The organism is Lysinibacillus sp. CNPSo 3705 (assembly GCF_028674935.1).
Classification (GTDB): Bacteria; Bacillota; Bacilli; order Bacillales_A; family Planococcaceae; genus Lysinibacillus.
On sequence record NZ_JAQZSD010000024.1, the window covers coordinates 38,905 to 56,092 of the forward strand.

14 protein-coding genes and 1 riboswitch are annotated in these 17,188 nt (G+C 36.5%); of the genes, 10 read left to right on the forward strand and 4 right to left on the reverse strand.

Annotated features, from left to right (window positions below):
• Window positions 1–16 precede the first annotated feature (16 nt).
• The 4 genes from PVA17_RS12325 (at window position 17) to PVA17_RS12340 (ending at window position 5,608) form a co-directional block, all read left to right on the forward strand.
• Entirely contained in the window at window positions 17–646 is a 630-nt protein-coding gene (locus PVA17_RS12325; protein ID WP_132358117.1) for an NAD(P)-dependent oxidoreductase, read from the forward strand.
• A 253-nt stretch (window positions 647–899) separates the two neighbouring features.
• Window positions 900–2,318 carry an aspartate ammonia-lyase gene (gene aspA / locus PVA17_RS12330; protein ID WP_248719010.1) on the forward strand — a complete coding sequence of 473 codons (1,419 nt, stop codon included), beginning with the start codon at window positions 900–902 and terminating at the stop codon, window positions 2,316–2,318.
• A gap of 168 nt (window positions 2,319–2,486) precedes the next feature.
• Window positions 2,487–4,055 carry an IS1182 family transposase gene (locus tag PVA17_RS12335; RefSeq protein ID WP_274067849.1) on the forward strand — a complete coding sequence of 523 codons (1,569 nt, stop codon included), beginning with the start codon at window positions 2,487–2,489 and terminating at the stop codon, window positions 4,053–4,055.
• 302 nt (window positions 4,056–4,357) lie between these two features.
• Entirely contained in the window at window positions 4,358–5,608 is a 1,251-nt protein-coding gene (locus PVA17_RS12340) for a methyl-accepting chemotaxis protein (RefSeq protein ID WP_132358113.1), read from the forward strand.
• 106 nt (window positions 5,609–5,714) lie between these two features.
• On the opposite strand, the gene PVA17_RS12345 is transcribed toward PVA17_RS12340, so the two are convergent.
• Together PVA17_RS12345 and PVA17_RS12350 are read right to left on the reverse strand one after the other, a co-directional pair.
• The gene (locus tag PVA17_RS12345) at window positions 5,715–6,137 is read right to left on the reverse strand and encodes a DUF4181 domain-containing protein (protein ID WP_274067850.1); all 423 of its coding nucleotides are present in this window, start codon (window positions 6,135–6,137) and stop codon (window positions 5,715–5,717) included.
• Window positions 6,138–6,182: 45 nt separating this feature from the next.
• A complete protein-coding gene (locus PVA17_RS12350; protein WP_274067851.1) occupies window positions 6,183–6,860 on the reverse strand; it encodes a hypothetical protein in 678 nt (225 codons plus the stop codon).
• Between the two features lie 197 nt (window positions 6,861–7,057).
• Here PVA17_RS12350 and PVA17_RS12355 point away from each other — a divergent pair, with 197 nt between their 5' ends.
• The 3 genes from PVA17_RS12355 (at window position 7,058) to PVA17_RS12365 (ending at window position 9,808) form a co-directional block, all read left to right on the forward strand.
• Complete coding sequence (locus PVA17_RS12355; RefSeq protein ID WP_274067852.1) at window positions 7,058–8,527, forward strand: amidase family protein; 1,470 nt, start codon at window positions 7,058–7,060, stop codon at window positions 8,525–8,527.
• 86 nt (window positions 8,528–8,613) lie between these two features.
• Window positions 8,614–8,797: riboswitch (cobalamin riboswitch) on the forward strand.
• 30 nt (window positions 8,798–8,827) lie between these two features.
• Window positions 8,828–8,956, forward strand: coding sequence for a hypothetical protein (locus tag PVA17_RS12360; RefSeq protein WP_274067853.1), 129 nt, complete (start codon window positions 8,828–8,830; stop codon window positions 8,954–8,956).
• 87 nt (window positions 8,957–9,043) lie between these two features.
• Window positions 9,044–9,808 carry a hypothetical protein gene (locus PVA17_RS12365; RefSeq protein ID WP_274067854.1) on the forward strand — a complete coding sequence of 255 codons (765 nt, stop codon included), beginning with the start codon at window positions 9,044–9,046 and terminating at the stop codon, window positions 9,806–9,808.
• Window positions 9,809–10,067: 259 nt separating this feature from the next.
• Here PVA17_RS12365 and PVA17_RS12370 read toward each other — a convergent pair whose 3' ends face one another.
• Both PVA17_RS12370 and PVA17_RS12375 read right to left on the reverse strand, forming a co-directional pair.
• On the reverse strand, window positions 10,068–12,008 hold the full coding sequence (locus PVA17_RS12370; protein ID WP_274067855.1) for an elongation factor G: 1,941 nt from the start codon (window positions 12,006–12,008) through the stop codon (window positions 10,068–10,070).
• 391 nt (window positions 12,009–12,399) lie between these two features.
• Entirely contained in the window at window positions 12,400–12,822 is a 423-nt protein-coding gene (locus PVA17_RS12375; protein WP_274067856.1) for a hypothetical protein, read from the reverse strand.
• 230 nt (window positions 12,823–13,052) lie between these two features.
• On the opposite strand from PVA17_RS12375, the gene PVA17_RS12380 reads away from it, so the two are divergent.
• The 3 genes from PVA17_RS12380 (at window position 13,053) to PVA17_RS12390 (ending at window position 17,051) form a co-directional block, all read left to right on the forward strand.
• Window positions 13,053–15,041 (forward strand): S9 family peptidase, encoded by a 1,989-nt coding sequence (locus tag PVA17_RS12380; protein ID WP_274067857.1) that lies wholly within the window; start codon window positions 13,053–13,055, stop codon window positions 15,039–15,041.
• 253 nt (window positions 15,042–15,294) lie between these two features.
• The gene (locus PVA17_RS12385) at window positions 15,295–15,795 is read left to right on the forward strand and encodes a sigma-70 family RNA polymerase sigma factor (RefSeq protein ID WP_248719019.1); all 501 of its coding nucleotides are present in this window, start codon (window positions 15,295–15,297) and stop codon (window positions 15,793–15,795) included.
• Entirely contained in the window at window positions 15,792–17,051 is a 1,260-nt protein-coding gene (locus tag PVA17_RS12390; protein ID WP_274067858.1) for a DUF4179 domain-containing protein, read from the forward strand. The genes PVA17_RS12385 and PVA17_RS12390 overlap by 4 nt, the downstream gene beginning before the upstream one ends.
• The last annotated feature ends 137 nt before the right edge of the window (window positions 17,052–17,188 follow it).

The following is a 17,188-nucleotide window of genomic DNA, read 5'->3' on the forward strand; positions in this document are numbered from 1 at the left end:
AGGAGGAATTATAAGTATGAAAATAGCAGTAATTGGTGCAACAGGGAAAGCAGGACAAAAAATTGTAGAGGAGGCACTACAACGTGGTCATGATGTCACTGCGATTGTTCGTTCAGCTTCCAAAATAACAGCGAATATACCAGTAATTGAAAAGGATGTATTTGCATTAGCTCAAGAAGATGTGAAAGGCTTTGACGTAGTCGTAAATGCATTTGGGGCTCCTTCTGGTCAGGAGGAATTACATGTGAAAACTGGCCGTCATTTAATTGATATTTTTACTGGTATTCCTACTAAATTATTTGTTGTCGGCGGTGCGGGTAGTCTTTTTGTAGACCCTGAAAAAACTATTCGAGTAATGGATACACCAGATTTTCCAGAAATGTTCTATGCGACAGCTAAAAACCAAGGTGAAAATTTACGTGACTTACAACAATCAACTATTACTTGGACATTTTTAAGTCCTTCTGCTTTCTTTGATCCAGAAGGTCCACGTACAGGTAGCTATACAACTGGGGAAGATCATTTATTAGTAAATGCTGCTGGTGAAAGTTATGTTAGCTATGCAGATTATGCTGTTGCGGTATTAGATGAAATTGAAAATCCGCAGCATGTTAACAGCCGTTTTACAGTTTCTTCTAATCAATAACGATGCGCAATTTTCAAGCGAGTTGACTAGTTTGTGTCAACTCGCTTGAAATCTTACTTAGTCTTACAACGTAATGTTCAATTGCTTAAACTCCTCATCAAATCTTCTTTTATAAGCTGTATTTACTGGTCATTAATGTTAATAGTAACGCTTAGTTTGTGAAATTTTCAATTTCCAGACAAATGACTGTTTACAATACTGCATTAATTAGCTACTATCAAGTGTGAGTATTACATAAAAGGAGACGACAATTATGTCCACACAACGTATAGAAAAAGACTTTTTAGGTGAACGTGCATTACCAAGCAATGCTTATTACGGGATTCAAACGCTTCGTGCTACTGAAAACTTCCCGATTACAGGATATACAATTCACCCTGCTCTTATTAAAGCAATGGGTATTGTAAAAAAAGCAGCTGCTTTGAGTAATATGGAAGTGCACCTACTTTCAACAGAAATCGGGGATGCAATTGTCGAGGCTGCACAAGAAGTTATTGATGGCGAATGGGATGCTGAATTTATCGTTGACCCAATCCAAGGTGGAGCTGGCACATCTATTAATATGAATGCCAACGAGGTTATTGCTAACCGTGCCTTAGAGATTTTGGGTAAAGAAAAAGGGGACTACAAATCAATTAGCCCAAACAGCCATGTTAATATGTCACAATCAACAAACGATGCTTTCCCTACAGCAATTCATATTGCTGTGTTGAATTTAATAGATGAACTTCTTCTTACAATGGAAAACATGCAAGCAGTGTTCCATCAAAAAGCGGAGCAATTCGCACATGTTATTAAAATGGGTCGTACGCATTTACAAGACGCTGTACCGATTCGATTAGGACAAGAGTTTGAAGCATATTGCCGTGTTATCACTCGTGATATTGCGCGTATTCGTCAAACTCGCCCCAATTTATATGATGTAAATATGGGAGCAACAGCTGTTGGTACAGGATTAAATGCATTCCCAGACTATATTCAATCAGTTGATGTACATCTTGCTGAAATTTCAGGATTGCCGCTTAAAGGCGCTACACACCTTGTGGATGCAACACAAAATACAGATGCTTATACAGAAGTATCAGGCGCATTAAAAATCTGTATGATTAATATGTCGAAAATCGCTAATGACCTTCGTTTAATGGCATCCGGTCCACGTGCGGGTCTAGGGGAAATCATTTTACCAGCTCGTCAACCTGGATCTTCTATTATGCCAGGGAAAGTAAATCCTGTTATGCCAGAGGTTCTTAACCAAGTGGCATTCCAAGTAATTGGTAATGACCATACAATTTCTTTAGCATCTGAAGCAGGACAATTAGAATTAAACGTTATGGAGCCTGTGCTTGTCTTTAACTTAATTCAATCTATTAGCATTATGAATAATGTGTTCCGAGCATTTACACAAAATTGCTTGAAGGATATTGAAGCAAATGAAGACCGCATGAAAGAATATGTGGAAAAAAGCGTTGGTGTGTTAACAGCAGTAAACCCGCATATTGGCTATGAGGTAGCTGCACGAATTGCGCGTGAAGCAATTTTATCTGGACGTTCAATTCGTGAACTTTGCATTGAAGAAGGCGTACTAACGAAAGAACAATTAGATTTAATTTTGGATCCTTATGAGATGACACATCCTGGTATTGCTGGATCAAGTATTATGAAATTAAAATAATTTATTATGAAAGAGGGTGGGACAAAACCCCTCTCTAAACTAAAAAGCCGTTGAAATTTTACGACAAGTAAAATTTCAACGGCTTTGATTGTTTTTACATAAAAATAAGAACCACCTCTGGTAAGATAAAAGTACACCACATACTAAATCTCAGAAAGAAGGGTCCTTATGTTTAAAAATTATAACATGAATCAAGTTGTTTTACCGCTAGATTTAGAAATAAAACTTCAAGAAAATGATATCGCCTACGCCATCAATGATTTAGTGGAAAGTATTCCAAATGAAGCGTTGGATTTATTTATTAGAAGCACGGGTTGTCCAGCTTATCATCCACGAATGATGTTAAAAATTATTCTGTGTGCTTACACCCAATCTGTTTTCTCTGGAAGAAAAATTGAAGATCTCGTAAAAGACAGTGTTCGAATGATGTGGTTAGCTCAAGGTTATGAACCGAGCTATCGAACAATTAATCGTTTTCGTGTTCATCCAGAGGTAAAGGAATTATTACGCCAATGCTTTGTCCAATTTCGTTGTCAGCTTGTGCAAGAAAAGCTGATTGAGAATGAAGCCATTTTTATCGACGGAACGAAGATTGAAGCAAATGCGAACAAATTTACATTCGTGTGGAAAAAGTCGATTGAGAAATATCATAACGGACTAATTGAAAAGTCAAACCAGCTATACGATGAGCTGCTTGAAAAAGAAATCATCCCAGAAATTGAACGGGAAAATGAAAAGGAACTGGCATTGGAAGACCTCGCTCAAATGGTCGAAAAAGTAGATGAAGTGATTTCTGAATATGATCAAAAAATTGAGAACTCATCGAATGTAGCAGAGCGAAAGGCTTTAAGAACGGAACGGAAATTCCCAAAGCAAGCCCGCAAACAATTAATCGACTATATTGAACGCAAACTAAAATATCAAAGAGATTTCGAAATCTTTGACGAACGAAATAGTTATTCGAAAACAGACCTAGATGCGACATTTATGCGTATGAAAGATGACTATATGAAAAATGGTCAATTGAAGGCAGGTTATAACATACAAGTGGCAACAGAAGGTCAATATGCGCTTGCCTACAGCATTTTTCCAAACCCAACGGATACACGTACATTAATCCCATTTTTAGATGAAATCGAACAACATTATTTTAAACTACCAAAACATATCGTCGCAGATGCTGGATATGGCAGTGAACAAAATTATGATGATATCCTTTCGAATCGTAAGCGAGAAGCCTTAATCACGTACAACATGTATATAAAAGAACAGAAGAAAAAGTATAAGCAAAACGAATTCAATATAGCGAACTGGGATTATGATGAAGAAAATGATCGATACACATGCCCAAACCAACAACATCTTGTATTTAAATATCGTACCACGAAAACGGATAAGTATGATTTCACGCGTGAGTTTAAAGTATATGAATGTGAAGACTGTTCCGGATGTCCCCTCCGTTCATTATGTACAAAAGCAAAAGAAGGAAATAATCGTAAGTTAATGGTGAATGAGAAGTGGGAACAACAAAAAGAATATGTGAGAGCAAAGCTTTCAGAAGAAAAAACGAGTACCCTTTATCGTCAACGCAAAATTGACGTGGAACCAGTTTTTGGATTCTTGAAGGCTAATTTGCGTTTCACTCGATTTTCTGTACGAGGAAAATCGAAGGTGGAAAACGAGATGGGCATCGCATTAATGGCCGTGAATTTAAGAAAATTCACAGCCATTAGCTAAAAGCTATCTGAAGACAACATAAAAGATAAAGAAATCCGACTTTGAATGAATTCAAAGTCGGATTTCTCATGAATTGAAGCTAGTTATGTCCCAGCCTCTTTTATGTTTTAAAAAAACTAATATTTGAAGGTGTCGTACTTTTAGATCATACGTTGAGTAACCACAGTTTTTAGATGCTGCGAAAGAACTTTCACTTTTCTATATCATTTCTCTTACAAAAGTTGGTCTTTTTTCTATGAATTTCAGTAAAATTAAACTATAATAACTACGTTGGAATAATATTATAGTTGGAGGAATTTAGTATGACTTTACGGAAAAGAAGTATAATTTGCTTTTCTACTTTAAATGTTCTTATGGGTGTTATTTTAATTATTGACCTAGCAAATGTAACTTCATTAAAATGGCTATCCACTTTATTAACAGTAATAGGAATTACTATGACATTATCGTGTATTTTCTATGTGAAATTTAAAATTATTAAGCCTATTAATCAATTAGCTGAATCCGCTCAAGCAATTGCTGATGGAAATTTAAGTACTGCTCCGATTGAAATTAATTCCAATGATGAGGTATCAGACTTAGCTAAAGCGTTTTTAAAGATGAAGGAACAATTACATACAATGACACAAAAAATTGCGAGTAGTTCTACAGATTTATCAGCGAGCATAGAGGAGCTATCAGCAAGTACAAATGAAATTACAGATGCAGTTAACGAAGTTGATTCACAAATGGAGAATACGACTGAGGGTCTTAAGAAAGCAGCACAATCTGCAAATGAAAGTGCGATTGCTATGCAAGAAACTGCAGATGGCATTGAACGTATTACTGTGGCAACGCAAGATGTATTCGATCATGCAAAAGAAGCAAATGACATTGCAGGCAATGGTGCGGAAATTTTACATGTAGCTAAAAATCAAATGGAGTTTATTTCAACTTCTACTGAAAAAACAAGTGAATTAATGCAGCAATTAACAAGCAAAATGACTGATATCAAGTCTATGACAGATATGATTACGGCTATTACTGATCAAACAAATTTGCTAGCATTAAATGCAGCAATTGAAGCAGCGCGTGCTGGCGAGCATGGTAAAGGCTTTGCAGTAGTAGCAGAGGAAGTTCGAAAACTGGCTGAGCAATCTAAGCATTCGGCTATTCAAATTGTCGAGCTTGTAGTTGGTATAGAAAGCGATACAAAACAAGTAGCTACCTCTGTCGAAGAGGACTTGAAAAATGTTCAACAGGGTGTCTACGTCATTGATGAGGCTACAAAGTCATTCGGTACGATCTCTCAGCATGTTAGCAAAATGACGAACCAGTTAGAGGATATTTCCGCAACAGCAGAAGAGCTTACAGGTAGTGCGAATGAGGTTACAAATTTAGTATCGACAATCGCTAACGAAATGGATAGTTTGTCTAATTATACAGGGGTCATTCTGCAGTCTGTTGATGAGCAAAGTGCCTCTATGCAAGCGGTCAACATGGTGGTGTCGCAAGACTTATGTGTACAAGCTGAAAATTTACAAAAGCTTACACAGAGATTTAGTGGACAATAATTGAAAGAAATAAATTACCCATAAATAAAGGCTATTTTGCAGGAATAAATTTTCTGCAAAATAGCCATTTTTTTATCAGGTGCATTGATTAGCGTAGAGCCGGAAATTAAATATTAAGTAAGCCGAAAAAATCTGTTGTTATCGTCAAAAATACTATGCCAATCATAAACATCATTTCTGCGATAGTAGCAACAAAATCTCTTTTATTTTCCGCGTATTTCCATTCCATAAATGCTCGTAATAATTCAGACACTATTAAAAAGACAATTATGATAAACGATGTTTTGAAATACCAGGGAATTTCAACTTTGTTATTGTCTATCATATAATACGAACTAATTAAAAATAGAATCGTAATTAATCGTAACGACCAATCGAGTTTTCTATGTCTTTCGTTAAGGTGATGATAAGAAAACCATTTCTTTCTCTCGACACCTAACAATTTTCTAATGACAAATCCAAAAATACTAATTACTAAAACAAGCATAATTAGTAAAAGTATTAATATTCCAAATTCGATATTAATCAATTTTCAATCACCTCGTAGGCATGCTCTTTTCTTAAATATTGTGGGTTATAAAATACCACCATTCTTATTGCAATAAAATTTTACATCAATTAAATGAGAAGAAGTAACACCACTTTCAGAATATTTTCCACCCACAGTAATGATATAAGAGCGACCATCATCGTTAATTGAATATTTGTATCCTTTTTGGATCCAGTTACCACTACCATTTTCAATTTTCGAAGATAGAGAATTCATAGCTGAAAACAACTGCCTACTTTCAGTTGTATTTGCATTTAACTGTGTTTCAAAAGAGCCTTCAAAACTAATAATCGCTAGCTTTGAACCTGTATGTATTTCCACTGTTTTCGGGACTGAAGTTGGAGCATACGCATCTTTATTTTTTAACACAGTAAATGAAGCATTTACTCTTTCTATTAGCATCTTTTTAAAATCCTTAACTTCAACCCAGTATTCATCAGTAAACTTTGATATAGGTTCTATTTCAAAGTTTTCATGATATTCTTCATTCACTTTCTCTACAAGAGAAATATATTCCTTGTAATACTTTGCTTTTTGTTCCTGAGTTAATTTTAAAGGAGTTGGAGCTACGAGTATTTCTTTTTCTACTGTTTGTTCATCGGTCGATGGTTTGGATGAATTTACATTTTCTGTTTTTTCATTAATACACCCTGTTAAAAAGAAAGTTGACAGTAAAGCTCCTGCAAAAATATAATTTTTCAAAATCTTCACCTCACAAAAACGAATTAAATAACAGAATAATTAGTTATTTATTTAAATTATAACATATTTACAAATACTGGGACAGAGATATACGAAGTAACGATCCTGAGGGTACGACTTTGAAACTTCAATAGTTAAAAATGACTTAGGAATAAGTTTATATTTTTGGTATAATATTGAAAGATAAGGGGATATGAATGGGGATAAATTTTAATAGCTTTCTTAAAGAAGAGTTGTCAGTAAATGATATTCAGACAGCAATGAAACAAGGTGATATAACATCAAAAGAATTAACTATGTATTATTTACACAGAATTGCTAAGTATGATCAAGGTGGACAGAAAATTAATTCTATGCTTGAAATTAATCCTGAAGCGATATTTATTGCTGAAGCATTAGATGAGGAAAGATTAACAAAAGGGGCTAGAGGGCCACTACACGGAATTCCGGTGGTGTTAAAAGATAATATCGAAACGAAAGATTTTATGCACACTAGTGCAGGTGTAATAGCATTAGAAAATTATTTAGCAAAGCAGGATGCATTTTTAGTAAAAAAGCTTCGTGAAGCAGGGGCTGTTATTTTAGGAAAAACAAATATGACTGAATTAGCAAACGGTATGTCGAGTACGATGTGGGCAGGCTATAGTTCTCGAGGTGGACAAACACTTAATCCTTATGGTGATCCAGAACTTTATGTGGGAGGATCTAGCTCAGGTTCAGCGGTAGCGGTTGCGGCGAATTTTTCTGTTTTATCAATTGGAACTGAGACAGACGCTTCGATTTTAAGTCCAGCTATACAAAATTCAGTAGTTGGCATAAAACCAACTGTTGGGCTCATTAGTCGACAGGGCATTATTCCGTTTACATACTCTCAAGATACGGCAGGACCAATGGCTAGAACTGTAACAGATGCAGCTATTTTATTGGGCGTATTAACAGGAGTAGATCAAGACGACGTCGCTACATATAAAAGTGAACGAAAGTTATATAAAGATTACACCAATTTTTTAGATGCAACTGGATTAATTGGTGCTAAAATTGGTGTTTATAATAATGCCTCAAAAGATTATTATGACTCAGTGGAATATGACGAAACACTTTTTAATAATGCCATTCAAGTTTTGAGAGAGCAAGGAGCCGTTATTTTTGAAGGCATCGAAATCCCTTCTTTTCATAGAGACTGGAAATGGGGAGTACCGCAATATGAATTTAAGCATAGTTTAAATAATTTCCTTATAAATCTACCTTCCCACATGCCTGTCCATTCTATTTCTGAGTTGATCCAATTTAATAAACGATCAAAAGGAAAGTCGTTAAAATATGGTCAGGATAAATTGGAATCGAGAGAGAAATTATCGAATACGTTAAGAGATTCTGACTATTTAAATGCAAAACTAGAGGATTTGTATTTTTCTCAAGAGCAAGGAATCGATTATGCATTAAAAAAATATGAATTAGATGCGATTATCTTTCCATCATATATAGGTTCAACAATTAGTGCGAAAGCTGGATACCCGTCTATTGCCGTCCCAGCCGGGTATATGAAAGATGGGAGACCGTTTGGGGTAACATTTGCAGGAACTGCATTTAGTGAGAATGTACTAATAAAACTTGCATTTTCATTTGAGCAAGCAACTAAACTACGAAAAGCGCCGAAGTTGTATTAAGATTCTACCAGCTCAATTGACTTTAAAAATACAGTACTTTACAATTAAGGGTAAGAAATTCGGTATTTTCCAGTTTCTTAACAACTGAATAGCTTGGAGTAATAGGTGTAAATTGTGTGCAATTTACTTAAAAGGGAAGTCGGTGCAAATCCGACACTGTCCCGCAACTGTAAATGTGAGCGACTTTTCATAGACCACTGTTTAACGACGGGAAGGGGAAAAGTAGCGATGATCATGAGTCAGGATACCTGCCTATTATGAGTACACACCATAACCCTACGAGGAATAGGAGGTGGCATGTTGACAAAACAGAATGCTCTGTTCGTCACTGTACGTCAAACGCCCAAAATAAAAGGAGGTATTAGCTATCGTGCTAATTTTTTCTTATTTGGGGATTGTTTGACATTATATGATGAACGACAAGGATAGAATGAAGGATTTCCTCGCTTTAATGGGAAATCCTTTTTTTACTGATGACTTCCGTTTTGAAAATATGTACGAAAAGAGGATGCACATATGACGAATATTCATGTATGTACAGCACAGGAATTGCAATATGTAGATATGAAAATATGTAAGCTGCCACGCATTGAAGTTACCAAGAAAGCTGCAACAAGAATGGTTGTAGAATCACTTGTCGACCAATTAATAGCTAGCAAACTAATTAGTAATGAACGCTTGTTTGAGCAAATTTTATATAACAAAGATATTATTTGGATTCAAAATGACAATATTAATGGCCATCTTTTTGCAAAGGCGGATACTACAGATCAACTTAAAACAAAAACAAATAGTTTTATGATGTATATGCCGACAAATCCAATTATCTATGAGGTGAACGGTGAGCATTATCATTTAATTACACGCATTGATTCGACTCGTGCAAAGCCAAATTTAGAGCGACTATCCCAAGCTCCTAAGCCAATATTAAGTGCTGCTCGAGTCAATGATTTATTATGCTCGATAGTGATGCGCTTTTATGAAACATATTTAGAGGATTTATCACAGGTAGCTCCTAAAAACAAACAATTGATTAATTTTGTAGAGCACGAGAATCATCAATTTTTAGAAGCTGTAAAGGAACTAAATGAATATCATTTAAACTGGCACCCACGTGGTAACGGTCATGAACTATTACTGGAATTAATTGATAATTTACAACTTTTGAAAAGTCGACCTGGCAAGGTTTTAATTAATTTCTCTAAACCCCATAGTTACGTTGTAGTGGATCCTTCATATCGCAGTTTCAAACAGGCACAGAAGGCCGTACAAGCTTTGTAAATTGATTTCGCGTTGGGTGAAGGGGAATATGAGCGGATGGGGGTGGAATATTCACGGAGGGAGTAACTATTCGTATGAGCCAGAATACTCGTGGAAGTAGGGCAAATCCTCGCGCGGAGCTGAATACTTCAGAAAGTAAAGCGAATTCGCGCGAAGCCGGAATACTCGCGGAAGTAGAGCAAATCTGTGCGAAGCCGGAGAATCGATGAAATATAAAAAACAGGACAATGATAGATAATCATGTCCTGTTTTTATGATTTCAGTCAATACAATGCATTGCCGCCTCTGCCTCATGCCATGGAACGGAGTAACCTTTGCCTTTTGCGCAAAAAATACTAGAGGATGTATATTCGGGATCGGCGTTTTTATCGTAGCCAATTTGTGCAATGATATCTTCTGTATTGTGACATACATCATAACCATCAAATTGGAGAGAAAGTACGCCCTTACCATTAGTGTAGGCTGCAAAGGTTGTACTGTAGTTCATAAATGTTGCGACTGGAGCGCGACCAGTTAAAATCGCATCATGTTCAGTTAAGATTGGCGCGTCAAATCTACCAGCAGCTGATTGAATATCGGTCATCATGCGACCAATAAAATCACTTGGAGCTTTAAGTTTAAATCGGTAATATGGCTCTAGTAATACATTTTCTGCTTGCTCCAGCCCTTGCCGTAATGCACGGAATGTAGCTTCTCGGAAATCGCCACCATCGGTATGTTTAATATGTGCGCGTCCTCTTAAGAGAGTGAAGCGAATATCTGTCACAGGGAAGCCAGTTAACAACCCATGATGATCGCGCTCGAATAGATGTTTTTCAATGAGTCGTTGATGCCCAACCGATAAATCATCCGCATGACAAGCATTGACAAATGTATTGCCAGTACCCCGTGTATTTGGCTCCATTAATAAATGCACTTCTGCATAATGCTTTAAAGGTTCAAAATGTCCATAGCCTGTCACCGTTGTTGCAATCGTTTCCATATATAAAATTTGTGGTTCGCTAAATGAAATGTTTAGTGAGAAGCGTTTGTTCAGCACGTCGATAAGAACCTCGAGTTGGATGACACCCATAATATGTACATGAATTTCTTGGAATTTTTCATGCCATAGCACACGTAATGATGGTTCTTCTGCTTCAAGCGTGCGGAAGATTTTTAAAACTTCCTTTATATGCTGATCGCCTTCATATTGTACTTTTGCCTGTAAAGTTGGTACTAACTCATAGGGCTGTGGGTTACCTGCATAACCAATGATATCGCCGATGTTTGCTTCGCTAATCCCCTTTACTGCGAAAATCTCCCCAGCCTCGACCTCTTGAACTGTTACATAACGGCTGCCATTGTAAAGTCGAATCTCAGTCACTTTTTCTGTTTTATCTTCAAAGGAAAATTCATCACGCACATGTAACGTTCCTTGCAATGCCTTGATAAAAGTTAAGCGTTGATGCCCATCATGACGAATTTTAAACACTTCACCTTGGAACGGAGCATTGTTATGAAAATGTGTTTTAGTAAGTAGGGGGAGCTGTGTTATAAATTCCTTTATCCCAATATCTTTTAAAGCAGAGCCAGTAAAACATAAAAAGGCTTTTTCCTGTTGAATCATCGTATGTAAACGAGTAAGACAGCTAGAGCAATCCAATGTCTCATTTAGAAAATCGTCGAGAAGCTTTTCGTCACGTTCAGCAAGCCACTCCATCATGCGATTTGAAACATAGTCTGAACGGAGCGGTTCATCGACGAATAATACATCCCCAGAACAGTCCTTTTCAAGCTGTGCCATAACGGCTTGAACATCTGCCCCTTCACGATCAATTTTGTTAATAAAGAAGAAAGTTGGGATGTGGTATTGACGTAAAAGTTGCCACACTGTTTCCGTATGACCTTGTAGTCCTTCAACTGCACTAACAATAATGATGGCAAAATCCATAACCCGAATCGCACGTTCCATCTCTGGTGAGAAATCTACGTGTCCAGGTGTATCGATTAACGTATATGTATCATTCTCAATCGTCATGCGACCTTGCTCCGCAAAAATCGTAATGCCTCGCTGACGCTCGAGCTCATGATTATCTAGAAATGTGTCCTGGTGATCCACTCGTCCACGGGCTTGAATACTGTTTGTGTGAAATAGTAACTGCTCAGAAAATGTTGTTTTTCCTGCGTCCACGTGAGCGAGTACTCCGATTGTTACATGCATAAAAAATCCTCGTTTCTATTCATTCTTTTATCAATATTCTAACATATAGGACTGTGTCTATGCCTATGTCTATCAAAAAGAGGGGCTTCCCAATGATAGAAAAGCATAAGCTGAGACTTTGTTCGTAAAAAAGGGATATGGAAGGTATTTTAATAAAAATTATTAGTCTTGATAAAGAACATTCTCGCCCGAATGATCTCTCTTATATATTTTACAGCAGAAAAGAATTGCTGATAAAAGACCTAATCTTGACCATTGGGGGGAATTTCCGTTAGGACTGGGTGCTTTTTTGGAGACGTCGCTTGGCTCTAAGTGGCGCAAGAAGCGGAGATAAGCTTTTGCATTGTTGAATTGTTTGATTTCCAAATATCAAGTGATAGATAAAAAATCTTTAATCTCGTTCCACATACTTGCCGTCATTTTGAGGGGAATTTTCTAAATATGAATAATAGGCTTGAATAACTTTACCATTTTCAATTTTATATCCATAAAGTACTGTTGGTTCGTCCGCAAATTTAACTTTTATTTCGTATCCAAATGCCGTTGTTAATAATTCTTCTTTATCAAAACTAGTTTCCCAAGATGCATTTGGGTATTTCTTTTCTAAATGCTCTTCAACCATTTGAGTATATTTATCATATTTTGCGTTCTGTATATGTGGACGAACAGTTAGGAATAATGCATAGCTTAAAAGGATTATAACTATAAGGCTATACAAAATTTTTTTACCTCTTTTTCTAAAAAAGAATGAAATTACAAAAAAGAAATAAATAGAGCCAATCACAAAAAATAACTCTATTGCTTTAATAGCCATAAAAACGCCTCCCAATTGAATAATTTCCCTATTATTATTTTAGCACATTTAATATACAATAACTCTGAATATTCCGAAGTTTCTGATTCTCTGCGGTCACTAATTGCTCGCCACTATTAAATCCTCTCTCTGATAAAAAATAATTTCTTCTTAAAAGAAGGAATAATACTTAGAGTGTCGAAATATTGTACTATGTAATGAAACTTCAACACAAAGGGGATTTTTAAAATATGACTTTGAAACAAGGGATTCAACCAGAAGATTTATATCAATTAAAATCAGTGGCAGATCCACAAGTATCACCTGACGGAACAGAAGTAGTGTATATAGAAACGCATATTGATGAGAAGAAAAAGGACTACGTATCTAATTTATTTTACATAGACTTGAATGAAAAAAAGCCTCAACAATGGACATTTGGTGAAGATAAAACGAGTTCGCCTATATGGTCACCAGATGGCAGTAAAATTGCATTTGTATCAACGAGAAAGGGTAAGCCACAAATTTTTGTGCTTTCTAAAGCAGGTGGGGAAGCGAAGCAAGTTACTAATTGTAAAAACGGTGCGACATCACCTGTTTGGTCTCCGTGTGGTAAGAATATTGCATTTTCAGTAAAGCTAGGTGAAAATGAAAGCATTTATGATAAAGCTGAAAATGATAAGAAAGACGATAAAGAACTTAAACCACTTGAAATAGAAAAAATGAAATATAAATCAGATGCAGCTGGGTTTATTGATATGGAGCAATTTTCTCAAATTGCCATCGTCAATCTTGAATCTGGAGAATTAGAGCTAGTTACAGAAGGAAAACATAATTTACAACTTTGTGCATGGTCTCCAAACGGGAAATATCTATCTTACATTGCTAACTTAGCAGAGGATTTAGATTTTTCATTCGTGGTTGATATTTATTTATTGGACTTAGAAACAAGACATGGCCGCAAGCTTACGGAAGGAACAGGGGTGTATTACCAAACTTCATGGTCCCCGAATAGTCGCTACGTAGCTTATGTTGGAAGTGAACGAGAATTTGAAAATGCAACACAAGCAAAGTTATGGATTTATGATTTGGAAAATAACGATACGACATGTGTAACGAGCGAATTTGATGCGCCGGTCGGTGATTTTGTCGTCGGTGATTTCCTTCAAGGTGTCGTTGCTCCGCGTGTGCAATGGTTGGAGGATAATAAAAGCTTTTACTTCCAAGTGACTGATCATGGAAATACAGCGATTTATTTTGGTAATCTTTCTGGAGAATTATATCCAGCGATTCATGATGATCAATACGTATATGGTTTTTCGCTTGATCAAAAAAATGATAAAGCGGTAGTCGCAATTAGCACTACTACAAATCCTGGCGATCTATTTTACGTAAATTTAAATAATGGTGACCAAGAACAGCTTACGAACGTTAATGAAGAATTTTTAAAGACGAAAGAATTGTCTGTTCCTGAAGCAGTTGAATATCAAGGAGCAGATGGCTGGAAAGTAAGCGGCTGGATGATGAAGCCTATTGGCTATAAAGAAGGGGAGAAATATCCACTTATTCTTGAAATCCATGGTGGACCTCACGCTATGTATGCCAACTCATATTTTAACGAATTCCAAATCCTTGCTGCACAAGGTTATGCGGTCCTCTATACGAATCCTCGTGGAAGCCATGGATATGGTCAAAAATTTGTGGATGCGGTTCGTGGTGATTATGGAGGCAATGATTACAATGATCTCATGGCCGCTGTGGATTTTGCATTGGAACATTATGATTTCATTGACCAAGACCGTCTAGGAGTTACAGGTGGGAGCTATGGGGGCTTCATGACAAACTGGATTGTCGGACATACAAATCGCTTTAAAGCTGCGGTTACGCAACGTTGTATTTCTAACTGGATTAGCTTTTACGGTGTAAGTGATATCGGCTATTACTTCAATGACTGGCAAATCCAAGCGGGACTAAACGATATAGAGAAGCTTTGGAATCATTCGCCGCTTAAATATGTTGACAATGTGGAGACGCCACTGTTAATTTTACACAGCGAAAAAGACTATCGCTGTCCGATTGAACAGGCAGAGCAATTATTTATCGCCTTGAAACACCGCAAAAAAGAAACTAAATTTGTACGCTTCCCAGAATCCAATCATGAACTTTCTAGAAGCGGAAAACCAGCGTTAAGAATCAATAGATTAGAATATATTAGGGATTGGTTTGTGAAATATCTATAAAATAAATATGGGTGGTCAAAGAAGTGAAAATACTGCTTTGGCCACCTATTTTTTTCATGCCTTGTTTAACAAATGCTGTTTTCGTAAAGATTGTTTTTCATCCAATGGCGTAGATTCGGTGAAGAAGGAATTAAAAACATTTATTTTGATGCAAAGAGTAAAGGCAATTACATAGACAGTTTCCTAAATAATTTTAAAATTTTTGAACGAAATGAAGCATCGCTCCGTCTAATGGAGGAAGGAGGCGAAAAGGATGGAAATGGAAATCGTGCAGCGTGCTATTCGTGGGGATCATCAAGCGATACTTTCACTTATTGAAATGGATGAAGATATTTTATATCGCATGGCTTTTACATATCTGAAAAATGAGCAAGACGCTTTAGATGTGATGCAGGACCTAGTTTACAAGGCACTGAAAAAAATGCATACCGTTAAACAGCACGAGTATGCCAGAACATGGCTCGTGCGCGTCTTAATCAATTGTTGTAAAGACCATTTACGAAAACGTCAACCAACCGTTTCAATTCAGGAACATCACCAAGTTGAATGGGTCATCTACTCTGATATGGAGCGGTTATTGGAACATTTATCTTTATCGGAGCAACAACTCGTCTATATGAAATATTTTCAGCAACTAAAAAACAAAGAAATTGCTGAGCTAAATCAAATTCCCGAGGGTACTGTAAAGTCTAAGCTTCATCACATACTAAAGAAGCTTAGAAACTTCGCTGGAGAAAAGGAGGACTGGCTATGAGTAAATTACAGATTGACGTTCCAAAGGAGAAACTTCAACAAGTACGTATGGATATGTTTCGGAAAGTTCAACGAGAAAAAAGAGCAAAGAAGCGCATCGTTTCGGTTGCAATAGCCTTTTTGTTTTGCTTAAGCTTTTTATTTTCAATTCGTGCTTCTCCAACGATTGCTAGCTATGTTGCAAAAATACCTGGCTTTAAAGAAATTGTATTAGAGGTTGTAAGAGATAAAGGGATAAAAGATATTGTGGACAATGACTACTATGAAGAAATTAATGTGACGGAGTCTAAAAATGACTTATCGCTTACATTGCAGGGCGTGATTGCAGATAATTCGGGATTAGTACTTTACTATGACGCCGATGCCTCATTTGATATGTCGGAATTATACTTGGAGGAAGTTCATTTGTTTCAAGGGGATATAGAAATTAAAGGGGGTTCATTTACAATTCATCAATCAAATCAAACACGCATCTCTTCTTCAGTGAAATATAGTTTTTCAGAGCCTTTCGCTTATACTTCAAAGGATTTTAAAGCAGTTTTTCGTTTTTATGAAAAAGATAAGGGGAACGTTGAAATTTCGATTCCGTTTTCACTGCAAAATGAAATCGCAAAGGAGAAAATTATTACTGTGAATCGTACTGTAAATATCGATGGTCAGAAGTTTACGATTACAAAAATTCGCCATTCTCCATTAAGAATGGCCATCGATATTGAATTAGATGAAGCGAATACGATGCAAATTTTATCACTTGAAAATATTGCGGTCGAGACGGAAAATGGAGAGCGAAGAGAAGAAGTCGTTAAAAAAGGCTTGTCCCTTGGCAGAAAAAGTCGCGACGGCAAATTTACGCTAAATTTACAAAGTAATTATTTCCATGATACAGATTCACTCAAACTATTAATTGGAGCTGTTCATGCTGTTCCAAAGGGCAAGGATTTTATTGAAGTTGATTTTGGCACAAAAGAAGTACTCGCGAAGCCTGAATATTTGGATTGGGATATTTCTGTAACGGAGCAAGGTGTATCAGTTGCTGCAAAGAAATGGGATGATAGAAGGGCATATTCGTTTTTAAATAGTGCTGTAAAAGCTGATGGCACGCCGTTAAATTATACAGGTAGCACGTTTTCAGATGATGACCAATACCTATTTGCGACGGAGAACTTTGAAAATTATAATGGGAAAGCAAAAATATATATAAACTATTACTTCAATCCTATAGGAAAAAATATCGAACTGAATATTCCATTGAAATAAAGTAAAGATGTTCAAAAAGGCTCTCCTTTTTGAACATCTTTTTAAGTGCGCCCGGCATGCGTATGAACTATAGGGTGTAAGTCCCGAACCCCGAAGACAGAAGTAGAGGTTAGCCAAGAGCAAGGGTGTCCGTGGTG